This is a genomic window from Mariniphaga sp. (genome assembly GCF_041687215.1).
Lineage (GTDB): Bacteria > Bacteroidota > Bacteroidia > Bacteroidales > Prolixibacteraceae > Mariniphaga.
The window spans coordinates 1-25,003 of the sequence record NZ_JAWLCI010000049.1 but is presented as its reverse complement, the minus strand read 5'-3'; the positions used below and the strand labels follow the sequence as shown (position 1 = coordinate 25,003).

Below are 25,003 nucleotides of genomic sequence, written 5' to 3'. Positions count from 1 at the left end.
TTAATCTTCCGGCTATAATACTGCCAATCAAGGTAGTGACATTGTTCGGAGCGCGTCCGCTTCGATAGAAATTCCTTCGGAAGGGGAATTTAAGGGGGATTGAGAAATCATCTCAAAAATTCTGAATCCCCCTGAAATCCCCCTTTGGTATAAATCATTCGTTTTCCAAATTTAATATCTCGACCAAATGGGGACTCGCTTCGTGGAACTTTGTTGCATATCTCAATGAACTTCAAATAAATACATTTTTTTTTAAGATGACGAGCTGAAGCCGCGGTGTAAAATGGATCGTTTTTTAATTCATTTTATAATCAAATATTTTTCTATATCCGTTTTCCAAAACTTCAATTTTCAACTTACCGGACTCCTCTGTTATCCGGGTGATTTGAATTTCCGGAACCTCTTTTTCAAATGGAATTACGAGGGTTACAAAACGGACGTTACTTTTTTCAGACTCTTTTTTTAAATGGTAACGAAAAGCCGGGCGTGGTTCCTTAACAGTATATTTAAAAGAAACCCAGCCTTCTTCCTCTTCAAGTTTCAAATCCGGTTGATTTTGAGTTTGAACGAAAACATTCCAGCCTTGGTTGAAGCCGGTTTGGACTGAATTTGCAGCGTGATTGAAAACCGCTTCTCCCCCACCCGGAGCCAGTTGGAAATGAATGGCTACATCGCCTGCTGCAGAACCGTGGGCTTCATCAACAATGACACAATATCTTTTATCCACAAAAAATACTGTACGCCGATGGGTCAAATCTTCGTAGCTCTTATTTTCAACCACCAAAACATCGAGGCTGTCTCCCGGTTGCCATAAAATCAGGTTCGGATCGTATTTTGAATTTTTGCCGTCAAGTGTAAGTGTTTGGTGCACTTTGGTTTGTCGAAACCAGGCCCGACCTTCGGGATTTCCGCTGTAAATGTAGCTTCCGGCATCAGGCATAAGGTTTCTGCCTCCGGCATACAAATCGAATGTTCCGTTATCTGGTTGACTGTGACCACCGCCATCCGGACCACACTTTAAAACCAGACAAACGGCATCCTCATCCCAACCACTTCGCATGGAATAAAGTCCGCTAACAGGAAGTGCATACGCAGTGGAATCAGGTTTTTTCCCTTCTTTTCCATCCGTTGCGAGATATAAAAAATCTTCCCTTCCGAAAAACTCCGCCCACTCCCTGAACCTTTCATTATGCTGACCCGGTGTTCCTTCCCAGGCATCGCCAAATTGTACGTTGGTGCCATTGGGCAGGCACAATTTCATGGGAACCTCACACATTTTTTCAATGCGTTCGAGGTAAGAATCCGGAAAAGCATTTTCAATTCCATTCATTTTCGCGAGTTCGTATGTTCTGAAAAACCAGCCAATGCAACCCAAATGGTAGCCCATGGCCAGTTCGCGTTGGTGCCCGTCGGGGTAAACCTGTATATTGATTTCATTATTTAACCGGCGAAATGCTTCTTCGCGCCATTTTTCAGCATTTTCAAATTCTGGAAAAGTGATGGCAATAAACGCCATTCCTTCAGCTTCCATCAATCCCCAGTTGCTGCGGGTAGTGTATTTTGTCATCAGGTATTCGGTGTGGTCGTGGCAACTGTTCAAAAATGCCACCAGCACTTCGGGTGTAAATGAAGGAGAATCGATAAACCGCTGAAACAAACCGGTCCAGCGGTAGCCGCGGATTCCGGCTTCGATGGAGCGCCAGGCATATTTGTGGTTTTCATCGTTGGGATTTTTTCGGGTCCAGTCTATGAGTTGTTCGCCCCAGGCTTCGGCATATTTTTCATCGCCAGTGTGCCAATAGACTTTTCCCATAGCTTCCCAGAAACTCATCCGATTGAGCTGCCAAACCCATTCGTTATCGGGCACCGGGCGGGTTCCCCAATCGATGTCGTCGCCACAAAAATAGGGCGGATAGGCAGGTTGTCCCACAAATATGTGTTTGAGTGCATTGTTGGCGGTTTCAAAATCTTTTTCGGTGGCAATATTTCCACGTGAAGTTGCAATTAAGTTTCTGTCGATTGGGTGGTTAACCGAGTTTCTTTGCTTGTAATAGTTGAGCAATTCGCGGGCTGCGTTTTCGGGATTATCCAAAGATTGTTTTACTTTTTCGAGGCCTTCAGAATCCAAATCGATTCTGGAGATCAGAGATTTCACTTCTACTGAAAAATCATTTATTTGTGCATAAGCCTGCTCGATAAAAAAACAAGTGAAAACAAAACAAAAAACAATTATTCTTATCGAAAACAGAACCGGAGATTTTTGAAATTTCTGAAAAACAGGCAATAAAAACATTTATTATTACTTCAATGTATTGAAAATTTCACCTTCCAATTTAAGTTGAACAGGATTGGTTTTTTTAAGAATATCGTATTTGTTGGTATTGTTTACCGGAATGTAAAGGTAATCTTTTTCACCAAAACTATTTAATGTGATGATAATGGGGGCAGTTGAGATGATTACATTCTTCCACATAGTTTTGATGTTTAAGAAGAAAAACTAAAACCAGGTATAAACCCGGTTATAGTTTTTCAGTGAAAAAACTAAAAGTCACTAATAAACCTCAGGAGAGTATGTTTCCAAAACAACTCCTCTGTCTCTTGCAACCAATACATCAGTAGCCTCGTAAGTATATTCTTCGTTTGAAACGGAAAAACTCAATTCAATACCATCTCTTTCTTTATCTCCCCATGCATATTCTTTTGATTTAAATACGCCGGTACCGGAAATGGTATAAGGAGAACCTTCAGCAGCCGTAATTGTACAATTATTTCCGTTGAAAGTTAAAACCATATTTACTTCGCCGGTCATCACTTCTGATTTCAAAAATGTACTGAGTGAAACCTGATATCTTCCGGTTGTAACCAATTTTGCTGTTCCATTGTTTTCCACATACGTTTCACTGTAAGTTGTGTTTTCAACAACAGCATTGGCAGCATCTTTTACGCTGCTTGAACCATAATGAAAATAGGTGCCATGAAATTCGTTAATGTATTTTACAGCAAACATGGTAAAATCTTTTGGTGCCACAATCCACTGTCCGGCTACCCGGGGATCAGCATTCGGATTGTCTGACTGCCCCACCAAAATAGTATCAACATCTGCCGAACCAGTAATTCTGATTGGTACAACATAGGTATTTTTTATGGCAAGCGGATCGTTAAAGAATGCATCGGTTAACTGTACTTCAACACCTCCGTTAAATTTACCACTTGGTATCACAATTTTGCTGTTATCGCTTAACGTGTAGTAACTTGATGGAAGGGCGTGAATAGTATCGCCGTCAGCAGAAAATAAAACTCTGTTGCACAAACTTTCATCCACTTCAATACCGAATTCCCTGTTTTGAGTGTTTTCGTAAACTCCACCCATAGCAACAGAAATAACAAATTTATGATCGTTATCATTCGAGTTGTCATAAATGTAATCGCCCAAAACCAGTGTTCTTACCGGAAACTGATACGGAAAATATCCGGATGTATAGTCAAAGTCAGGATGGTCGATATCAAAATTTTGACAGGCCATCATCCCGCTTGCTATCAATAGTATTAAAAGTATTTTCTTCATCTTTATCTATTTAAATTTTTCAAACAATTTAGTTCCAGCCTTTATTCTGTATCAAACCAAATTTAACAATTTCCCTGTCAGGAATTGGACCGTAATGCATATATTCATTATTATAAACACGGTCTTCCACATTGAACGGAGTATAAGTATTTCCACTAATCCGAACACCTTGAGCAGGAACGGTTAAATCTTCTTTCCATCTGCGCACATCCCAAAAACGGAATCCTTCAAAACAAAGTTCCAGTCTTCTTTCATTGCGAATTAACTGACGCATTGCTCCCTGGTCTGAAACCGACTCCAGGTAACTATCGGGTTGTTCAATACCTGCACGGTTACGAATGGAAGCAATCACGTCTTTTGCTGAATACCCGTGAGCACCGCTTCCGTTTGGCCCCCATGCTTCGTTGGCTGCCTCGGCATAATTCAAAAATAATTCAGTGTAACGGACATGTGTATTGAAATGCTTTTGAGACGATGACGAAGATGGATCTACGTTAACATCTTCTCTCAGCATTTTTTTCAAATAGTACCCTGTCCGTGTAGAATTCTCCAATGAACCAATTGCATCGTCACCTTCGCCAACTCCGGTTTCTATGGCATTCCCGCGCATGGTACTTCCATCATAAACAATATACAACGATAAACGCGGGTCTCTTCCTTCGTAAGGATTCTCAGGATTAAAACCTGAACTTGGGTTGTTAATCGGATAACCGTTTGCCATGGGAAATGCATCCACCAGGTTTTGGGTTGGATTAATTCTTCCGTTTCCGTAAATTGAAGGAGGGAAATTATCGCTTTCCCTTGCGTTGTTTGTATAAATGGGTCGTCTCCAAAGAACTTCCTGAAGGTCTTTTCTGTCTCCACTGGTTAAATCAGCTTCATCTACTTGTTCTTTCAGGTAGAAAATGTGTCCTTTGGGATCCAGTCCGCTAATTCCGCCTACTTCATTCAGCAACTCAGCCGTAAAGTTTGCAGCAGTTTCCCATAAGGCAGCATCATTTTCCGGATTAAATGCAGGACTAGCAGCCAACAAAGCTAAACGTGCTTTTATGGCTTTTGCATGGCGTCCGGTCATTCGCTGCAACGTGTTGTTCCCAAATACGGTATTGTAATTATCCAGTGAAATTCCACCAAATCCGGCAGGGATATTTCCCTCGCTTACATCGCCATAATCCATGGGAAGGTATTCCAGTGACTTATCCAAATCGGCATAAGCACTTTGAACAGATTGAGCGAAATTATCTCTTGGTTTGGAGAAATCTTCCTGCGTTTGCAAAAATTCATTATATTCTGGAATACCCAGTAATTCACCATTTTCGCCAACACCGGCATGGTTCCGTAAAAGGAAATACTTCATCAGACCTCTTAAAGCGTAAGCTTCGCCTGTAAGTCTTCTCACATATAAATCGTTTAGTGTTTCGTCAGTCCATTTCCATGGCACTTCCTCCACTACATCTAAAAACTGGTTCAGCGACAAAATTGACCTGTTGCAATCATCCCATAAATTTTGCGGATTGTATAAAGCAGTCCACTCCCCGGTTGCCATACGCATGTATGAACTGAATTTATTATTCGTCACGGCATCGTCAGTGGCTACTTCATCCCACCAGTAATCATTTGTTGGAATGTACGCATAAGCTCTGATAAGTAAGCCTTCTGCAAATTCAGGGTCATCATATACCCTTTGCAATGTACTGTGGTTATCATCTTCAGGTTCCAGTAACGCGCATGATGACACAAACATTATCAAAACCAGCAGTAATGACCATATTTTATTTAATTTCATAATTAATCTTTTTTAATGAATTAAAAATTAGCTTTTACCCCCAGTGAAAAAGTTCTGGTATAAGGTTCTGCACCTACTCTCAAATCTCTTATTTCACGGTTTTTAGCAAATTGGTAAACATCTGAAGCATCTATAAATACATCCAGATTTTTCATAAACAACGTACTGGCAACTACCTGCGGTACTTTATAGGTAAGCTGAATTTTTCTGATGCTGAAATAATCGTTATTATACAGCCAGTAGCTTGACCTGCGGAAGTTGTTGTTGTCTGACTCGGCACTTAACCTTGGGTAAGTTGCTGTATTTTTTGTTTCCGGAGTCCAGCTTCCAAGAACTACTTCAGAATACTTATCGTTTCCGTCAACCCAGTAATAATTTCCTTCCATAAAGGTTTCGGAACCTGACCGGCCCTCGCCCAAAACATAAAGGGTGAGGTTTTTAAACGATAATTTTATATCCAGACCACCTGAAAGCGGAGCTTGCCAGCGGCGCAAATAAACTTCATCATTTCCATCAACAATGCCGTCGCCATTCTGGTCTTTGTATTTAATGTCGCCAGGTTGCACTGCGCCAAAAGCCTGAATCGGGCTGTTGTCAATATCAGCCTGGTCTTCAAACAGACCCACAGCTTCCAAACCGAAAGTTGCATCTCTCGGATGTCCTTGCCTGTATTGATAGTCGTTGCTATATACTTCATCTACAATAGTACGTTCTGAAGTAACATAAAGCATATTCACTCCTAACACCAAATTTAAATCACCAAAAGATTTGTTTAAATCAATGCCAGCTTCAACTCCTTTGTAAACATCGGCTTCGAAATTTTCGTAAGGAATGTATGGAGTATAGAAACTGGGGTAAATTGTATTTGGCCGCGTAACCAAATCGCTGTATTTTTCATAAAATACGTTGGCTTCAACACCAAGAAATTTATCAAAAAATAATCCGTCAAACCCAAAAGTTAACTCGTTGCGTTTGGCAAATCCCAGGTTTGGGTTGTCGCTCCAGCTTGAGCTCACACCACCCCGGCTTCTGGTTGCTTCGAACCAGTTGTAACTGCCGGAACCGGCATACCGGTTATCATAGTAGAAGAATCCGCCAATAGGAAGGTCAGAATTTAAAATACCGCCAGACAATCTTAATTTCAAATAATCAATATTATCAGCCGATGCCATAAAATCTTCCTTGCTCATCATCCAGGCCAGCCCCAAAGAAGGAGAAAATCCGCCCCTGTTTCCTTCGGGTAATTTTACTGAATTGGCATAGTTGCTGCTAAAATCAACCATGTACTTTTTATCAAATACATAATTAACCTGAAGTCCAACATGCGCTTGTTTTACACCCTGAAAATCGTTGGTTTCTTTAAAGTTACTTCCATAACCCAGTAACGAACCCGTTACGTGATGTACATTGTTAAACATTCTGTCGTAACTGAATAATCCGTAAAAACCAAACCTTCTGCGAAACATGGCATTTCCAACAGCCTGAGTTCCCGGGCGGTTGTCAGTACCATGTTGTCTTAAATCAACAATCATATCTTCGTCTTCTGCCCAGATTGGTTCATATACTGAGTACTGATTGTAAACAGTTTGGTCATACGCAGTAAAATAATCGAAACTAATGTTGGTATGGAATGATAGTCCCTGGGTTATCGCATTCAAATCGAAATCAACCCGGTTATTGAAAGAGAACTTCCTGAAAATCCGCTCGTAAACACCACCGGCATAACCATCTCCAAAAGGTGTAGTGATGTAATTCGAATTTCCACCAATGAGATATTCCCCATTCACATCATTTTTCCTGGCGTTTAACAGGCTGTTTTCAGAATCTATTAAATCAAACGGTAATAACGGAGTATATAAATGAGGTCTGATACTTGAAGCTGAGCTCCAGTAATTTCCTCTCTGACTCCTGTTATTTCCGAAAAGCGAAACTCCGTCAACCGATGTTTTAATCCAGTCATTCACTTGTAAATCAACATTACCACGAACATTAAATACGTTGTTTCGCGCATTGGCGCCTTCACCAAAATCAAGCAAACCACCGGAAGAATACCAGCCAACATTTGAATAATATTTGGCTACATCATTTCCTCCGGAAAACTGGCCGTTTAAATCGAAATAACTTTTAAATGGTTTCAGGTATTCATCGGAATAATAATCTACATCAGGATAACGATATTTATTTCCCGACCGGTAATTTTCAATTTGTTCTTCGCTAAATGCCTCAGATTGGCCGTCGTTGGTCCTGCCCAGGTTATAATAGGTCATGTAATCTGCTGAATTGAGGAACTTAGGTAAAGCACGAGGCGTTGAAATTCCGTAATTTGCAGAAAAGTTTGATTGCTTTTTAAAAGCTTCGCCGCGTTTGGTAGTAATCAAAATAACTCCGTTTACGGCAGCACTTCCATACAAAATTGATGAGTTTACATCTTTAAGCACGGTAATGTCCTCAATTTCAGATAACCTCAACGATTCAATGTCGCGTGGAAGGCCATCCACTATAAATAGTGCATTGCCTGAAAAAAGTCCGCTTCCGGTAGCATCTGCTACATCAATGCCAATACCAATTCCCCTGATGCTGTTGCCTCCAAGCATTCCTAAGGTGCGTCCGGTTAAAACATCGCCGGCCCAAATGGTATTATCATAAGCATTTACTTTATCGCCATTTACATTACTGTATGCACCTACAACATTACCTTCATGTACTTTACGGAATGCCAAATCTACCATTTCATCACTCCCATACAAAAACGGGGTTGATTTCAGGCTCAAGTTGGTTCTGTTTCTTGCTTCATCTATTGTAAAAGCGGTATTTTCAAATCCCTTTGCCTCTACTATCAACTTTGAACCCGGCTCAATTAACAGGGTAAATTTTCCATCGGCATCGGTTTTTGTATAGGCACTGCCACTGAAAATTTCTGCATTTTCAATCGGGTTGCCGTTTTCATCGACAATAATCGATTCAATGGTTATTAACCTCTCTTGCTGGGCAAATACTCCATTGGATTGGAATAAAATAACCACGCATAGAAAAGCTAATATTTTATAATATTTTTTCTTCATCTGTTAAAGTTTTTAATTAATCGTTTATGATTACCATCCCGGATTTTGTGGAAAACCCTCATACAATTTTGTAAAACCAACCTGAATGGGTAACCAGTTGTGTTTTTTCTCGGCAACCCTGGTTACTATTACTCGTTCAGCAATGTTGATCGGTTTACCGTCTTCACCCCTTTCAAAATCTATGGCTGTTTTATCCAGGTACCTGGGATCATTATTCCGGTTCCAGCGGCGTAAATCGTCAAAACGGGCGCCTTCAAAAATCAATTCAACGGCACGTTCGCGTACAATTTCTTCAAAAAATACATCGCGGCTGGCGGTAAATTTTCCAGCAATATTGGGTAACTGAGCCCTGTTTCTCACCATATTCAGCGCTCCTTCGGCTGTAAGATTATAATTGCCCGAAGTACTCTGAGGTGTTCCGCCGTTGCTGGCAAATAACACAGCTTCTGCATACATTAAATAAACATCGGCCATGCGCAAAAATGGAACATATGCAGAAATACTACCTGCCATTGAGGTATTAAAATCCGGTCCCATGTTGTTGAATTTCCTTGAATAATAACCCGTTACGCTTGGCGGATTGATTTGCGAACGATGACGGCCACCATTGTATAACTGAGCAAACTTATCAGCTGCCAAATCACGATGAATATGGTCTCCGTCTTTCACAATAATCTTATAAAAACGCGGGTCACGGTCTGTCCACGGGTCGTTGGGATCATATCCTGATTCCGGATCCGTTATGGGCAATCCATTAGCCATACCGTAATTCTGAACAATATTATGTGTTGGCACATCAGCAGATGAACCACTGTTTAATGCAAACGAAGAAGGAACTGTACCTCCGATAGCCGACCACCTTATACGCGTATGGTTGTAAATGGTTGGCCGCATGATAGCTTCTTTTCCACCCGGATGTTGTCTATTGGGATGAAAGAAATTCAGCATGTATTGGTCCCATGGCTGTAAACCATAAAGCCCAGTTTCGTCAGCCAAATTTAACAACTCACCAAATGCCTGTGCAGCACGCTGAGCCAATTCGGCGTTGTAGGTATTACTTCCGGTTGCTTCTTCGTTAGGCATGGGACTGGCGGCAAACAATAATGCTTTCCCATAGTATCCAAGTGCAAAAAATTTATTAACCCGCTGATTGTTATGACCTGAAGTTACCTGGCCTACTGTTGTTTCATCCCAATGATTGGGCAACAAATCGGCAGCAGCCCTGAAATCTTCAGCCATTTTCAGCGCTGTTTCCTGAAAATTCAATCGGTTGAATTCTTCTGTTACCAGGCTTTCGGTAGGACTTAAAACTCTTGTTATATAAGGCATTCCACCCCAGTAGCGTGAAATTTCAAAATAGAACCAGGCTCTGAAAAACAACGCCTGCCCTTTCAGCAAGTCTTTTTCTTCCTGTGTTCCTTCAAATAAACTTGGCTCTTCTTCAGTACCTTCCAGTTTTTCCAAAGCAAGGTTGGCTTTACGAATGGCATACCATGCCCATTCCCAAATTCTTCTGTTCCTTCCTTCCAGTGTAGATGGATTTACATTGGAACTACCATAAAAATAACCTTCATTTCCCCAGTAATTTCCAAGGTCAAACTGATAAGGATTTGGCCCCAAAGTTTCATCAGCAAATAAATATTTGTTCCAGGCTCCTCCTTTTTCGTGATCCATTACACAATTATACAGCTCCTCCACAAATCCCTGGAAACTTCTGAAGTTCCCGTATGCGTCTTTTTCAGAGATGCTGGCTTCAGGCGCCTTATCCAAATAATCTTCGCATGAAGTTGAAATGAAGAACAGCATCAAAAAAATCACATAAAAATTTTTATATTTTTTTATATTTTTCATATTTCTGATTATTAAAATGATAAGTCAATGCCTAAATTAATCCTTTTAACAGTTGGATAGGCTCCCTGCGTTGCGCTACCTCCAGAATAGGTTGTAGTCCTGTCATCCGGTAAATTAGACCAGAAGAAAAGGTTATTTCCATTCAGAAAAATTCTGAAATTGGAGAAGCCTGCATTTTTCACCCACTGCAAATCATTGAAAGTATATGCAATTTCGGTGTTTTGTAATCTCAGATACGAGGCATCGTACAAATAATAATGTCCTATGTTTTCAGCCTGCGTTTTCCAACGTGGCAGAAACGATGTAGCATCCGGATTATCTTTTGTCCAGTAATCAGCTACGTGACCATAAACAATGTCAATATCATTTTCATAATTGTTAAATCCTACGTAGCGGTTGGCATTGTTTACGCCGTAAAACTGAATCATAAAACTTAGACCACCGTAGTTGGTACCAACAGTAATTGTACCTGTATTCTGAGGAATCTCAGAATAGCCAACTGGCGGTGTATCTTCGCTGTTTTTAATGATTCCGTCGGCATTAAAGTCAATTAAGTCGTAATACCCCGGAAGCTTATCAGCATCATTGTTTTCAGTAGGTACACTGGCGTAAACCTCATCCCAGTTGTCATAAAATTCGGTTTTAAGCAACCGTTTATGCTGACCAATGGGGTACCCTTTTGCTTTTAAATAGTCGAATTGAAGCGGAGCATCATCGCGTTCAATAATTTCATTCTCGTTGTGTGTAACAGCGAGATTAGCCCAAATGTCGAAATTATTGTTGATTCGTTTATTGAAACCCAGTACAATTTCATAACCATTTGATTTTACATGGCCCAGGTTGGCACTTGGTGGTGTGGCTCCAAAGAACGGAGGTACATTCCGGCTACCGCCCGACATCAAAATGTCAGTCCTGTCTTCAGTAAAATAATCAAAACTCAAAGAGAGCAGGTTTTTTAATACACCAAATTCAACTCCAAAATTGGTTTTAGTTGCATTTTCCCATTGAATATCAGGGTTTCCAACTACCGCTTCACGGTAAAAATAGTAAGGTGCCAAGCCGGTAACTGAATTGCTTAAACGGGCTCTTCCTCCGTAGCCAAGCTGAGATTCATACAGCCAGCGTGAACCGCTCACTTTGTCGTCCCCAACTTTTCCAATACTGTAACGGATTTTCAGCCTGTCAACCCAATCAAAATTGAAAAAACTTTCATTTGAAACGTACCAGCCAACTGCTACAGACGGGAAAAAAGCGAACCGGTAACCCGGGCCAAACTGTTCCGAACCGTTATAGGCTCCGTTTGCTTCAAACAAATATCTTCCGTCATAGTCGTATGTTCCCCTGAAAACCCAGTCTTCACGATAATTTTTAAACATACTTCCTATGGCATATTCTTCACGTTTAAACACTCCCATACCCGAAACACTGTGTACATCGAATGTACGTGCATAGTTCATTTGGAACTGGTACATTAACCGGCGCGAAACAGGAATGTAATTTGTCCAGTTGGCTGAAGTAATATTCTCCTGACGAATGGACCATGGTCTCAAAAACCAGTCATATTCTTCATCGCCAATGGGCAGCAGCAAAGTATATTCACTGGGATCCTGATCGGGACCTTCATATAACAAAGGATAGATTTGTTTAAATGGAACGTTTGTTCTGGCTTCTGCCGGACGGATACTGTTTTGCTGATCGTAGATTCCACCTTCTGAGCGGATGCTGTTATCGTAAAACAGTGAGGCCTTTGCATTTAAACCTTCAGTAATAAACCCAAGATCCTGTTCCAGGTTAAAATCGGCATTCAACTGGGTTTGCCTTGTTTGCCTTACACCAATATTATATACAGCGGCAATTGGATTGACCGTGTTATTTCCTCCTTCCTGATAGGCGCCCCAGCGGCCATCGTCATACATGGGTAAAAACAGGTTGGGAGCCATACCATAAGTAGCACGCCACATCCAGGCATCGGCCCTGCTTGTACTTCCTTCATTATTGTAATTGGTATTTTTCTGACTGTAATAACCTGATAAGTTTAATTTAAACTTAGTTGTATTTGTCAGTGCAATGTCAATATTACTTCTGAAGTTAAACCTGTCGTAATTGTAGTTCGGATCGTAACTTTTGTAATTGTCGTAATCCTCAAACATGTCACCTTCATGCAAATAGGCCAGCGAGCCAAAGTACTGAACAGCCTTGCTACCTCCCTGGGCATTTAATGTCATGCGGTGAGAAAAACCCATATCTTTAAACATGGCGTCTTCCCAGTCAACGTTTGGATAAATTTCCGCATACTCGTCTGATTGCGGCCTCCTGTAACGTTGAACAATTTCATGAGGAACATAAGCGCCCCATGAGGGTTCGTTTAACACACCTTCCCGCTCGATAATCTCATTTTTGGCCATCATGGCTGCATAAGAATCAAGCTTATCCGGTTGTCTGGATAACATTATTCCGGTGGTTGTATAGTTAAAGTTCAACTTGGTTTTTCCTTCCATCCCACGTTTTGTGGTAATAAGAATAACACCATTTGCACCTTTTACCCCAAAAACAGCGGTGGCTGATGCATCTTTTAATACCGAAATACTTTCAACTTCATTTACATCTACGTTATTCATATTTCGTTCAACACCATCTACCAATATAAGCGGTTGGCCACCATTCCAGGTATTTTGTCCCCTGATAAAAATATTGGTAGCACTTTCGCCTGTAAGAATACCACCTGGTTCACCAGATGAAGTTAAGGCTACCATACCTGGAATTTGTCCTACCAGGCTTTCGGTAAGGTCAGTTGAATTTCCAGAGCGACGGAGCTCTTCATTTGATGCCTGCCCAATGGAGCCTACTACACTTTCCTTTTTCTGCACACCGTATCCAACGGCCACAACTTCTTCCAAACCAATCGATTCTTCTTCCATGGTGATGGAAAAAGAAGTTCTTTCTGCCAAAGCAATTTCCTGAGTACGCATACCCACGAATGAAAATTGCAAGGATTCGGCATTAGCCGGCACACGAAGCGAAAAATCGCCATCCATATTGGTAACAGTACCAATGGAAGTACCTTTTACAAGCACTGTAACGCCAGGTAACGGCAATCCTTCCCAGTCGGTTACATTCCCGGAAACTTCTCTTTGCTGTTGCTGCTCACCCTCAATTGCTAACGAATTGAAAGTGGGAAACATTAAAGCTAAAAGCAAAAAAGACAAAAGCAGTTTCAGTTTTAAGGCCGAAACCACCCGCAAACTTCCTCTGGGAAAGCATGATAATTTGCTCTTTTTTTTCTTCATAATTTACGATAAGTTAAAATTTGACAATATATACATGAGATTTATTAATTGATTTTTTCGTTTTGAAAGGATTATGGAGGTAATCCATAAAAAAATACCCAACCAGGGAAATGTGTCGTAAAATAGTAATTTTCATTGTTCATTTTTTAGTTATTTAATTAGTCTTCAGCGAAAGGGAACCACTGTAAATTATTCTACAATGGTTCCTTATATATAACTAAACTAAACTATTTCTCTATTTGTATTGATTACAATACACAGTCGATTTTTCACAATCGATTGCACGAAGCTAATATAAAATATATAAAATAAAACATGTTGAACAACATGTTTCTAAAATAAACTCCACTAAAATTCATGCTTTCAGGATAATACAAATAAGAAATAAATTAAAAAAAGTTAAAAAAATCTTTTTACACTACCTTCATGCTGTGCATTTCAAAATATTTTTAGGGTTAAAATGTTTTGCTGTTTGTAGCCTTTTCCGAAGCTATTTTGTACCTTGAAAGTTGGTATGTTTGAGTTCAACCATGTAAAAACAAAGCCGCAACCCGTCTTTCAACGAACTGCGGCTTATGCTCTCTGCTAAACCTTTTTAGTTATTGTCATTTCATCGCCACCTTTTTTAATTCCAACCAGGTGTTTGTTCTATTGCCGGGTTTTGCGAAATTGCACTCAGCGGTATGGGCCATAAATAGTGTTTGTTTTCGTCGAACACCGGATTTGCCCAGTCGGTTCCCTGATAAACGTCAACATAATCGATGCCGTCAACCTGAGTGGTTCTAACCACTGCTGCTCCTTCCGGATCGATTTCAGCTTTCATACCTGCATCGAAACGAATACCCAAATCAGGAATTTCAAGTTTTTTACCTTGTTTCCATCGCCTCAGGTCGTCGTAACGGAAACCTTCCATAAACAATTCAATTCTGCGTTCGCGACGAATTTCAACAATTAATGATGATACTCCGTCATTGGCGTATCGCGGGTCCATGGGTGGATTCAAATCGAGGTGCGGCATTCCCACACGGTCGCGCAACCTGTTGATACTGATATCCAAATCGGCCTGCGTAATGGTACCTAGTTCGGCCATGGCCTCGGCATAATTTAAGAGGGCTTCCCCAAACCTCAATATGATGGCAGGTGTATCGCCAGTATTGTAACCGGCAAAAGAGCCAATGGGTTCAAAAACCTTGCAAATGGAGTAACCGGTTTCGGAAGTTTGCCCACCCATACCTGATAAACGCGGGTAAGTACGCGTCTGATCGTTGCGGTTCCACTGCCACCGTTCTACATCGTCAGGATGCAAAATGGTTTGACGCAGCCTGGGATCGCGGTTTTCAAACACATTGCGGAACGAAGCATCGCCCTGATACTGATCTGAAAGCGTAATGGGCAGTCCATCGGCACACAGGTAATCTTCCACTAAACTTTTGGTTGCCCCGCCGTTGTAACTCCGGTGGTAACTTTGCGCGTTTACGACAAATACACCAAGCTGGTAACGCCTCCAGTACATCACTTCCGGAACACCGGTTAAATCTTGCCGGATTTTATGGATGGCCTGGTAATCGTTTTCCGGATCACCGGTGGAGTAAAGGTCATAAGGCCCGTCATCCATCAGTTCTTTTGCAGCTGAAGCAGCTTCCTGGAGCCACATATCGGCATTTGATTCACCGTGATATTTGCGCCAGGTTCCTTCAAACAAACAGACCCTAGATTTTACTAACAGTGCAGCCCATCGGTTTAAACGGCCCGGGCCACCTCCGTCGCCCCAGTCGTTGGGTAACCACTGGGTGGCAAAATTCAAATCTGCCAGCACATTGGTCATAACTTCTTCACGTGAATTTAGCGGAGCATATAATTCTTCGGAGTCAATGTTTAGTTCCCGATCAACCCACGGAGCACGACCATATTTTGAAATTTTATCGGCATAAAACCAACCGCGGAACAGGCGGGCTTCGCCTACATATCTGTTTACTGTTGCTTCAGCTACACCATTTTCAAGCGCTTTGGAATAGTTATCCATAAACACATTGATGGTGCGCACAAAAGACCAACCGCCATCGCGCCATCCATACAATTGCGGGCCGGAAGGAATGTTGTGTTTCCCTGCACGTACCTGCTGATATCGCTCATGGCGGGAATGACGCGGCGCAATATTGTCAGCAAATTCATCCAGGTACCAAATCCCCTGATTGTTGCTGTCAAAACCATCATCAAATCCCATTAAAATGGGCACATCGTTATCGTTCCTGGCCAAATCGTAAATCCGGTTGTTGTAAACCATCAGGTCGTTTTCGGTATTCCAGAAGGTTTCACTACTTATCCTGTCCAGCGGATACCTTTCCAGAAAATCGTTGTTTAATTCACAACTGTAAATCAGTGTGACCAACACTATCAAACTTAATCTTATGATATGTTTTTTCATTTCTTATTCTTTTTAACGTTTTTAGAATGTAACCTTAACACCAAGTGAATATACCTTATCGAAGTAATATTCCTGAGTAACCGTAGCCGTTTGTTCCGGATCGAGCGGTTTGTGCATGCCGGTAATGGTAAACAGGTTCATACCCGATAAATAGACCTGTGCCCGGCTCATGCCTATTTTTTGTGCTACAGATTCGGGCAACCAGTAACTCAACGTAATGTTTTTCAGGCGCATGTAAGCTGCATTCTGTACAAAGCGCGATTGCGGAATAATGTTCTTTTTATCGTCGGTACCGATGTGCGGAGCAGCAAAGTATGCATCCGGATTTTCAGGACTCCAGCTTTCCTCCAGGTACCATTTTTCAATATGCCCGGCGTTGAACGGGTAAAAGGCATTCCAGTTTCCGTTTGGCGGCAGGTAATCGCGTTTCATCCTTCCCTGGAAAAACAGGTTTAAGGTGAAGTCTTTGTATTGTAAATCCGGATTTAAACCAAAGGTATAGCGTTCTGTTGAATTTCCGATGATGGTCCGGTCACCCGGGTCATCAATGGTGTTGCTTCCCGAATCAATTTGCTCGTCCCCATTCAGGTCTTTGTATTTCATATCGCCTGCTCTCCAGTTGGCACCAACACGCGATTGGTCGGCATGTTGAGTTACTTCTTCATCTGTCTGGAAAATCCCTTCGGTTTCATATCCCCAAATTTCACCAATTTTTTGTCCTACCCGGTATTCAGACAAAGCACCGGTAGGATTGTCGTACTTGGTAATTTCCGACTGGTTGTCAGCAAGAGCCAGTGTTATGGAGTAAGTCCAGTCCTGGCCAATACGATCCCGCCAGGTGGCTGCCACTTCCCAACCCAAAGTTTTCAGGTCTGCGGCATTAGATTGGGGTGCAGAAGTACCCAGCAACGAAGGATATTCCACGTCCATTAACATGTCTTTGGTATCGCGTTGGAACATGTCAAATGAAACATCAAACCTTTGGTCCAGTATGGTGATATCAATCCCAATGTTTTTGGTTTCCACGGTTTCCCAGGTTAACGTGGGGCTTACCAAACCTGCCGGAGAAACAAACGGAATGCGCCCTGCTGAAGACATCATGTAGGGAGATGTTCCTGTTCCCATAGTTGAAATGTATGGATAAAGGTTGCTTAATAGCTGGTTTCCAAGTGTTCCATAAGAAGCACGAATCTTCAAATTATCGAGCCAACTGCTTGCAGCATCCATAAACGGTTCGTTGGAAAGCCTCCATGCGGCAGAAAAAGAAGGAAAAAATCCAAAACGGTCATCCTGCGGAAACCGGGAAGTTCCGTCGTAACGGCCATTGGCTTCCAGCAGGTACCGATCTTTATAGCTATAATTCAACCGGTAAAAGATACCACGTAAAGACAAATGAGAGCGGCTCCCGTAAGTTTCCTGTGTACCTGTGGTAGCGCTGATATCGGTAATCAGGGGCGTAATCAACTTCGCAGCTTTGGCGCCCACATAAGTATTCCGGCCCCATTCCTGATTAAATCCAACCATGGCTTTAAGGTAATGGTCAGTCAGTTCTTCAAATGTATATTCTGCATAAGCATTCATTACATAGTACTGGTTGTAGTTGGACCAGTTTTGAATATAGTCGTCGCCACTGAAGCCATTGCCAATTTGCAAATTAGCCAGGTCAGTATTTTGAATTCCTTCAATTTTACTGGCTACATCCTGCCGCTCTAAGTGATAGGTGCTGTAAGAGAAATCTCCCCGAACGAGCAATCCTTTTAACGGAGTAAGGGTTAAACCCTGTTTCATCAGCATCCTGTGTTCGGTTTCCACATCACGTCCACCTTCTTCCCAGTAAGGTAAAGCATTCAAACTCAGGAAATATTTACCAATGTATGGTTCATAATTTTCCCTGTCACCTGGTTCCAGGTAATAGGGCAAATCGGGAAAGGAAATCATGTGGTTGGGTTGCACCCTGGCCACGGTATTAATGTTCACATCCCAGTTGTAAAAGTGAGGCTGATCGTTGTGCTCGGCACTCCAGCTTATCTGGCTATCCAAAGTTAACCAGTCGGTAATTTCAACATCGCCTTTCATTAATACATTGTACCTTTTGTACATGTAGTTTTTATCGCGGGGGAGCTCCGCCCAGCCTTCCTTATCTATAAAACCGAAGGAAGTATAGTAGGAAGCTTTATCCGTTGCACCCGAAATATTTAAATCATATTTCTGCTGGTGCGACCAGTCGGCAATGGTCATATCCTTATAATCGGTAAAACCATACCGACGAAGACCTCCCTGATAAACCCCCCATTCGTTTTCAAAGGTGGGATTTTCATTCCAGCGCTGGAATCCTGCGAGGTAATCTTCATCGTAGCGCGGTGTGCCGCTGGTTCTGTTGGTAGCCTGGTTCCATGCCAATGCAGCTTTGTACGGATCGTTTTCCGGGTCGATTAAAGAAAGGGGAACAGTAGCTGACTGTTCGGTTGCCAACGTAACAGTCATTTTGCCTGGTTTACCGGATTTGGTTTCCACCAGAATAACCCCAAAAGCAGCCCTGGCACCGTAAACTGCTCCGGCAGCAGCATCTTTCAGCACCGTAATACTTTCAATGTCGTTCGGGTTCAGTTTATCCACATCACCGGGAACTCCGTCAATTAAAATAAGCGGCGAACCACCGTTGATTGATTCAAATCCCCTTACATTAAAATCGGCTGAACGTGTGGGATCACCATTCCTGATTGAAATGTTCAGGTTGGGAATAACACCCTGCAACCCCTGCCCGGCAGAAACAATCGGGCGGTTTTCAAGCCTTTCGGCGGTTGCCACACCCACAGAACCGGTAAGGTTAGCCTTTTTCTGTGTACCGTAACCAATCGCAACAACTTCTTCCAAACCAATGGTTGAAGTGATCATGGTTACATTAAAGGTTGTCTGACTTCCAACCAGAATCTCCTGGGGTTCCATTCCCACAAATGAAAATACAAGTGCGGCGTTGTCATTAACGCCAGAGAGCGAAAAATCTCCGTCGATTCCGGTGACCGTTCCTGTGGTTGTACCCTTAATAATTACCGATACACCTGGCAGAGGCAGACCTCCTTCATCCACTACTACCCCCGTTACGGTTTTTTGGGCATAGCCCCCAAAACTTACCGCAACGAAAAGGAAACATAGCAATAAAAAGCGCATAGCTTTTTTCATTCCATTTTTCTTTTTCATGAAAAAATAGTTTTAGGTTAAAAAATAAAAATTAATAAATACAAAAAGATATTTAAAATCGAGAATCTTATCAGGGAATAATTCGTTGATCAGACTGACCTTTTCCATAAGCAGATTTAATTATTATTTATTAGTTTATTTCAATTTTCCTCATTTGCAAGAAAATAAGACCACATTAGTTGCCTTGGTAAACTTTACTTTAATGAATAAACACGTTCTCCTCTTTATCAATAATTCACAATCGATTGCACGAATCTACAAAAACTAAACTGAATAATCCAAATTAAATCTCATCTTTTTTCGAAAAAACTTTAATTCGCGGATTTATTTCTCCGTCAAAATCAACATTCTTATTCATGTTTTGGACTAAAAAAATGAGTTCCGGTAAAGATAAAATCACCAGATAAATTGGTAGTTATTTATCGTACTCTTTCACTTCCACTTCACCACGTGCCACAAGGAGGGCATTCATGGCCAATGCCTGCAGTTCGTCTTCGCCGGGGTAGGTATAAACAGGAGCAAGAAAACCGACTTTCTGCTTTATTGATGTTTCAGTATTCGGACTAAAAGCCAGGCCTCCGGTAAGTAAAATCGCATCTATTTTCCCATTCAGTACTACAGCCATTTCGCCAATCATTTTTGAAACCTGGTAAAAAAGTGCCTCCTGAATCAGAAGGGCTTTTTCATCTCCGGATGCTGCGCGTTCCTCCACTTCTTTTGCATTGTTGGTTCCCAGATAACCCACATAACCTCCTTCGCCAACTACCATCCGTCGCACCTGGTCTTCAGAATATTTTCCACTAAAACAGATTCCGATTAACTGGCCAACCGGGAGTGTTCCAGAACGTTCAGGACTAAACGGGCCCTCGCCATCGAACGCATTATTTACATCCACTACCCTGCCCTTTTTATGCGCTCCTACTGAAATTCCACCTCCCATATGAACAACAATCAGGTTCATTTCTTCATACTTTTTTCCCATTGTTTTAGCATGCATTCTGGCTGTGGCTTTTTGGTTCAACGCATGAAAAATGGAACGCCGCTCAAAATTGGGATGACCTGCAATTCTCGCTATATTTTCAAGTTCGTCGGTTACCACCGGGTCGGCTATGTAGGCCTTTGCATTGGGAATTTGCTGTGCAATATAATCGGCCAAAAGCGGACCCAGGTTACTGGCGTGCTTCCCCAAAACGCCATCACGCGCATGTTTCAGCATTTGGTTGTTTATGCGGTAAACACCCGATTCAAGCGGGTAGGTCAATCCACCCCGTCCGATTATAATTTTTATGGAATCTACATCAATTCCTTCCTCAACCAGTGCATCAATAATAAATCCTTTCCGAAAATCGAACTGATCTACTACATTATTATACCGCATCAGTTCGTCCATCGAATGCCTGATGGTTTTATTCAATACACATTTTTCATCGAAATACACCGCAAACTTGGTGGAAGTAGAACCGGGATTTATAGCGAGAATTCGGTGCATATTTCTTTTTTTACTCAGCTCATAAGGGAAGCCAGTGCAATGGAATTCAGTTTGGTTTTTTCGCTGTCGCCACGCGATGAAACGATAGCCGGAACTTTAGCTCCTGCAATAATTCCTGCCATTTGGGCTTTGCACAATTTCGAATTGGTTTTGTAAAACACATTGGCGGCATCAATATTTGGAAACAATAAACAATCAGCATCTCCGGCAACTGGTGAGGTAAAACCTTTTATTGCAGCCGAATCGCGGTTAATGGCCACATCCAGTGCCATTGGTCCGTCAATAAAAGCGCCTTCAATTTGTCCGTGCTCCGACATTTTTGCTATGGTGGCTCCATCCATACACGACTGGATTGAAATGATAATCTGTTCGGTGGGTGCAATTACTGCAATTTTGGGGGTTTCAATTCCCAATGACTGAGCAGTTTTTATTAAGTAACCGGCCATTAGAATTTTTTGCTGCAAATTCGGGTAAGGAATCACACCAGCATCGGAAAATACCAGCATTTTGTGGTAATTCGGATTTTCCATTAATGCCACGTGGCTCAGTATGCCTTTAGCCGGAACAAGTCCGAACTCTTTTTTCAGCAGCACTTTCATAAATTTATCGGTTGAAACAAAACCTTTCATAATCAGATCGGCTTTCCCGTCATGAATCAATTCAACCGCCTTTTCTGTGGCTTCACGTTCGGTGTTTGTATGAATTATTTCGTAATTCCCGATGTCAATTTTCAACTCGCTGCAGGTTTCCTCAATTTTCCCTTTGTCACCGGTTAAAATAGCTGTAACCAGTCCTAATTCAACAGCATCGTTGAGCGCTTCCAGTGTATTTGTGTCCACACCATTTACCGTAACCAGCCTTTTTTCAGGCTGCTTTTTTACTACTTCGAGTAACTCATTAAAGTTTCGTATTTCCATGGTTCGATTTTCTCACGAAATTAAAACATTCATTTGGACAATAGGGTAACATTTCTCAGGAAAATAAATGTTTTTAAACCTTCGATTTTACCCAGTCGGCAACTTCTCTTGCAATCATTAACTCTTCGTTGGCAGGTACAATTAAAATGCTAACTTTCCCATTCTTTTCATTGATTACAGCTTCTTTCCCGTTCTTTCCCCTATTCAGTTTTTCCGAAAGCCGAATACCCAAAAAACCGAGGTCGCTGCAAATCTGTTTTCTGGCAAAAAAACTGTTTTCACCAATTCCACCGGTAAAAGTAAGTGCATCAATTCCTCCCATGGCAGCAGCATAAGCACCGATATATTTTTTTACGCGGTAGTGATATACATCCAGCGCAGTTTGTGCATTTTCGTTTCCGTTAGATGCAGCCTCTTCCACTGCGCGGTAATCAGACGAAACACCAGACAGGCCGAGTAATCCGCCCTCTTTATTCAATATATGCTGAATTTTGCCTGAAGACAAATCAAAATTTTCCTGAAGGTAGCCCAATAACCCGGCATCAATATCGCCACTGCGGGTTCCCATAAGTAAACCTTCAACCGGAGTCATTCCCATTGAAGTATCTACCGATTTTCCGTTTTTTATGGCTGCAACCGATGCTCCGTTTCCCAAATGGCACGAAATAATTTTGCTTTTTTCAGGATTTAATCCGGTTAACCTGTAAGTTCGGAGCGATGCATATTTATGCGAAGTTCCATGAAATCCAAGCCTGCGAATTCCGTTTTCCCGGTAAAACGCTAAGGGTATTCCATATAAAAATGCTTTTGGGGGAAGCGAATAATGAAAAGCGGTATCGAATACTCCGGCCTGAAGAACTCCGGGTAAAAGTTGCGCCAACGTTTTAATTCCTTCCAGGTTTGCCGGGTAGTGAAGAGGTGCAAGCGATATGCACGACTCCATATACGAAATTAACTCATCGGTTATTTCAACTGCTCCCTGCGATTTTATTGCCTCACCTCCGTGAATTAACCGGTGTCCTGCAATGGTTAATTCTTCCAAAGTTGCAAGGCATTCATTTTCCGGCCTTGTCAATTCGTTCAATATCTTTTTGAAATTTTCAGAAAAAGAATATCCATCCCATTTATTTTGAATATTTCGGGATTTGGTTTGAAATGAAAAATCAGTATTTCCGTCTTGGTTCCTTTCGGCTTTTCCATAAATCAGAAGCAGTTCTTCCGGCATTTTATATAACTGAAATTTTACCGATGAACTTCCGCAATTAACCACCAGCACATTCATAAATCTGCTTTGTTTTTGGTTGTAAAAATCTTTGAAAAAACCTTTGAAGTTAAAAAAATCAACCGGAAATACCATACTGTTTTCCAGGTTTCTTATAATCAAACAAGGTGTTATAGAATATGTGATTATCTTTTCGTCAATTTAATTTTTTATGTAATTTAAGCCCGTTTTTAAAAGTATTTTTGAGAACCAAAAAAAGCAAAACGTGATAAACGTTTACTGTACATATTATTTTTTCCCCCTGCCTAAATATGAATATTCATGCGAAGACTATATAAACACGAACCATTATGACCGTTTTTCTACCGGAACAAAACGTTCATCGGGAGTGTTTAAAACTAAAGTATTTCGTCTGAAATGAGAGAAGTAATCAAATTTAATCATTCAAATTATTTAAATTCTAAGCTATGGTGAATAAGATAACCAGTCTTGCCGAGTATTTTCAAAAGTACAACGAGAGTGTTGCCAATCCTGAAAATTTTTGGGGAAATATAGCCGAAAATTATTTCTGGCAAAAAAAATGGGACCGGGTTCTCGATTGGAAATTTGAAGGCGAAGGTGCGCCTGATGTAAAATGGTTTGTAAACGGAAAGCTGAACATTACCGAAAATATTTTCGAACGGAACATGTTCATGCGAAAAGATCAGGTGGCCATAATTTGGGAACCCAACGACCCGAAAGAGGATACCGTAAAACTGACCTACGGAGAACTTTTTGATAAGGTGAAAAAATTTGCCAATGCACTAAAAAAGATTGGTGTGGAAAAAGGTGATCGGGTTGCTATTTACCTCCCCATGGTGCCTGAACTGGCTATTGCCATGCTGGCCTGTGCCCGTATCGGAGCAATTCATTCCATTGTATTTGCGGGCTTTTCAGCATCCGCACTGGCCGACAGGATTCACGATGCCAAATCGAAAGTACTGATAACATCGGATGGCGGATTCAGGGGAGCCAAATCCATTCACCTGAAAAATATTGCCGACGAAGCGCTTGAAAGCTGTCCGACCGTGGAAAAATCAATTGTTTTGCACAGAACAGGCGAAGAGCATGTGCATTGGGTTGAAGGCCGCGATATTTGGTGGCACGATTTAATTAAAGGTGTTGATTCCGAAAACAAGGCCGAAGTGATGGATTCCGAAGACATCCTTTTTATTCTTTACACTTCAGGCTCAACAGGGAAACCCAAAGGTGTTGTACATACAACAGCCGGGTACATGATCTACGCAGAATATACCTTTAAAAATGTTTTTCAGTACAGCGACGGCGACATCTACTGGTGTACAGCCGACATTGGCTGGGTAACAGGTCACTCATACATCGTTTACGGGCCGCTGCTTGCCGGGGCAACTTCAATTATGTTTGAAGGGGTACCCACATGGCCCGATGCAGGCAGGTTCTGGGATGTGGTGGACAAATACAAAGTAAACCAGTTTTATACAGCGCCAACCGCCATCCGTGCATTGGTTGCACAAGGTGATGAGTGGGTTGTTGATCATGATCTAAGCTCACTTAAAGTGCTTGGAACCGTTGGTGAGCCCATTAATGAAGAAGCATGGCGCTGGTATCACGATATGATAGGCAAAGGCCGCTGTCCGATTGTTGATACCTGGTGGCAAACCGAAACCGGCGGAATTATGATTTCGCCTCTGGCCGGAATAACCCCCACAAAACCTTCGCTGGCTACTTTGCCACTTCCAGGTGTTCAACCCATTTTGGTAGATCCTGAAGGAAATGAACTGAAAGGAAATGGTGTGGAAGGAATTCTCTGTATAAAATTCCCGTGGCCCGGAATGTTGCGTACGACTTATGGCGACCACCAACGTTGTTACATGACCTATTTCTCTGCATACAAGGGACTTTACCTTACCGGCGACGGGGCCAAACGCGACGAAGAAGGGTATTACCGCATCATTGGCCGTATTGATGACGTAATAAACGTTTCAGGTCACCGCATTGGAACAGCCGAAGTCGAAGATGCCATTAACCAGCACCCCAAAGTGGTTGAATCGGCTGTGGTGGGTTACCCGCATGAAATAAAAGGATCAGGCATTTATGCTTACGTTATTTGCGAAGATCTTTCTGATAAAGAAATGGCCAATATTGAAAATGAAATTAGGGCAACGGTTACCAAATTTATCGGA

At 41.8% G+C, this 25,003-nt stretch carries 13 protein-coding genes; 1 reads left to right on the top strand and 12 read right to left on the bottom strand.

Translation table 11 applies throughout. The features are described from left to right. Window positions 1-295: 295 nt before the first annotated feature. From ACESMA_RS15530 to ACESMA_RS15475, 12 genes are all read right to left on the bottom strand, one after another. On the bottom strand, window positions 296-2,155 hold the full coding sequence (locus ACESMA_RS15530; protein ID WP_372949769.1) for an alginate lyase family protein: 1,860 nt from the start codon (window positions 2,153-2,155) through the stop codon (window positions 296-298). A gap of 144 nt (window positions 2,156-2,299) precedes the next feature. Continuing rightward, on the bottom strand, window positions 2,300-2,473 hold the full coding sequence (locus ACESMA_RS15525) for a hypothetical protein (protein ID WP_372949768.1): 174 nt from the start codon (window positions 2,471-2,473) through the stop codon (window positions 2,300-2,302). A gap of 78 nt (window positions 2,474-2,551) precedes the next feature. Beyond that, a complete protein-coding gene (locus ACESMA_RS15520) occupies window positions 2,552-3,565 on the bottom strand; it encodes a DUF5627 domain-containing protein (protein WP_372949767.1) in 1,014 nt (337 codons plus the stop codon). A 28-nt stretch (window positions 3,566-3,593) separates the two neighbouring features. Beyond that, window positions 3,594-5,351, bottom strand: coding sequence for a RagB/SusD family nutrient uptake outer membrane protein (locus ACESMA_RS15515; protein WP_372949766.1), 1,758 nt, complete (start codon window positions 5,349-5,351; stop codon window positions 3,594-3,596). Between the two features lie 20 nt (window positions 5,352-5,371). After that, window positions 5,372-8,413 (bottom strand): SusC/RagA family TonB-linked outer membrane protein, encoded by a 3,042-nt coding sequence (locus tag ACESMA_RS15510; RefSeq protein WP_372949765.1) that lies wholly within the window; start codon window positions 8,411-8,413, stop codon window positions 5,372-5,374. A gap of 30 nt (window positions 8,414-8,443) precedes the next feature. Beyond that, entirely contained in the window at window positions 8,444-10,264 is a 1,821-nt protein-coding gene (locus ACESMA_RS15505; protein WP_372949764.1) for a RagB/SusD family nutrient uptake outer membrane protein, read from the bottom strand. Between the two features lie 11 nt (window positions 10,265-10,275). Beyond that, on the bottom strand, window positions 10,276-13,551 hold the full coding sequence (locus ACESMA_RS15500) for a SusC/RagA family TonB-linked outer membrane protein (RefSeq protein ID WP_372949763.1): 3,276 nt from the start codon (window positions 13,549-13,551) through the stop codon (window positions 10,276-10,278). A 625-nt stretch (window positions 13,552-14,176) separates the two neighbouring features. Further along, complete coding sequence (locus ACESMA_RS15495; RefSeq protein ID WP_372949762.1) at window positions 14,177-15,976, bottom strand: RagB/SusD family nutrient uptake outer membrane protein; 1,800 nt, start codon at window positions 15,974-15,976, stop codon at window positions 14,177-14,179. 21 nt (window positions 15,977-15,997) lie between these two features. Further along, complete coding sequence (locus tag ACESMA_RS15490) at window positions 15,998-19,174, bottom strand: SusC/RagA family TonB-linked outer membrane protein (RefSeq protein ID WP_372949761.1); 3,177 nt, start codon at window positions 19,172-19,174, stop codon at window positions 15,998-16,000. A 415-nt stretch (window positions 19,175-19,589) separates the two neighbouring features. Next, window positions 19,590-20,663: a butyrate kinase gene (gene buk / locus ACESMA_RS15485; RefSeq protein ID WP_372949760.1), complete on the bottom strand. Its 1,074-nt coding sequence runs from the start codon at window positions 20,661-20,663 to the stop codon at window positions 19,590-19,592. Between the two features lie 14 nt (window positions 20,664-20,677). After that, window positions 20,678-21,580, bottom strand: a complete 903-nt coding sequence (locus tag ACESMA_RS15480) for a phosphate acyltransferase (protein WP_372949759.1) — start codon at window positions 21,578-21,580, stop codon at window positions 20,678-20,680. A 73-nt stretch (window positions 21,581-21,653) separates the two neighbouring features. Beyond that, window positions 21,654-22,964, bottom strand: coding sequence for an acetate/propionate family kinase (locus ACESMA_RS15475; protein ID WP_372949758.1), 1,311 nt, complete (start codon window positions 22,962-22,964; stop codon window positions 21,654-21,656). A 305-nt stretch (window positions 22,965-23,269) separates the two neighbouring features. Here ACESMA_RS15475 and acs point away from each other — a divergent pair. Further along, window positions 23,270-25,003, top strand: a 1,734-nt coding sequence (acs, locus tag ACESMA_RS15470) for an acetate--CoA ligase (RefSeq protein ID WP_372949757.1), incomplete at its 3' end; no start/stop codon positions are given.

Coding starts and splice junctions, on each gene's coding strand:
- ACESMA_RS15525 (WP_372949768.1), bottom strand. CDS start 2,473: ATGTGGAAGAATGTAATCATCTCAACTGCCCCCATTATCATCACATTA.
- ACESMA_RS15520 (WP_372949767.1), bottom strand. CDS start 3,565: ATGAAGAAAATACTTTTAATACTATTGATAGCAAGCGGGATGATGGCC.
- ACESMA_RS15515 (WP_372949766.1), bottom strand. CDS start 5,351: ATGAAATTAAATAAAATATGGTCATTACTGCTGGTTTTGATAATGTTT.
- ACESMA_RS15510 (WP_372949765.1), bottom strand. CDS start 8,413: ATGAAGAAAAAATATTATAAAATATTAGCTTTTCTATGCGTGGTTATT.
- ACESMA_RS15505 (WP_372949764.1), bottom strand. CDS start 10,264: ATGAAAAATATAAAAAAATATAAAAATTTTTATGTGATTTTTTTGATG.
- ACESMA_RS15500 (WP_372949763.1), bottom strand. CDS start 13,551: ATGAAGAAAAAAAAGAGCAAATTATCATGCTTTCCCAGAGGAAGTTTG.
- ACESMA_RS15495 (WP_372949762.1), bottom strand. CDS start 15,976: ATGAAAAAACATATCATAAGATTAAGTTTGATAGTGTTGGTCACACTG.
- ACESMA_RS15490 (WP_372949761.1), bottom strand. CDS start 19,174: ATGAAAAAGAAAAATGGAATGAAAAAAGCTATGCGCTTTTTATTGCTA.
- buk (WP_372949760.1), bottom strand. CDS start 20,663: ATGCACCGAATTCTCGCTATAAATCCCGGTTCTACTTCCACCAAGTTT.
- ACESMA_RS15480 (WP_372949759.1), bottom strand. CDS start 21,580: ATGGAAATACGAAACTTTAATGAGTTACTCGAAGTAGTAAAAAAGCAG.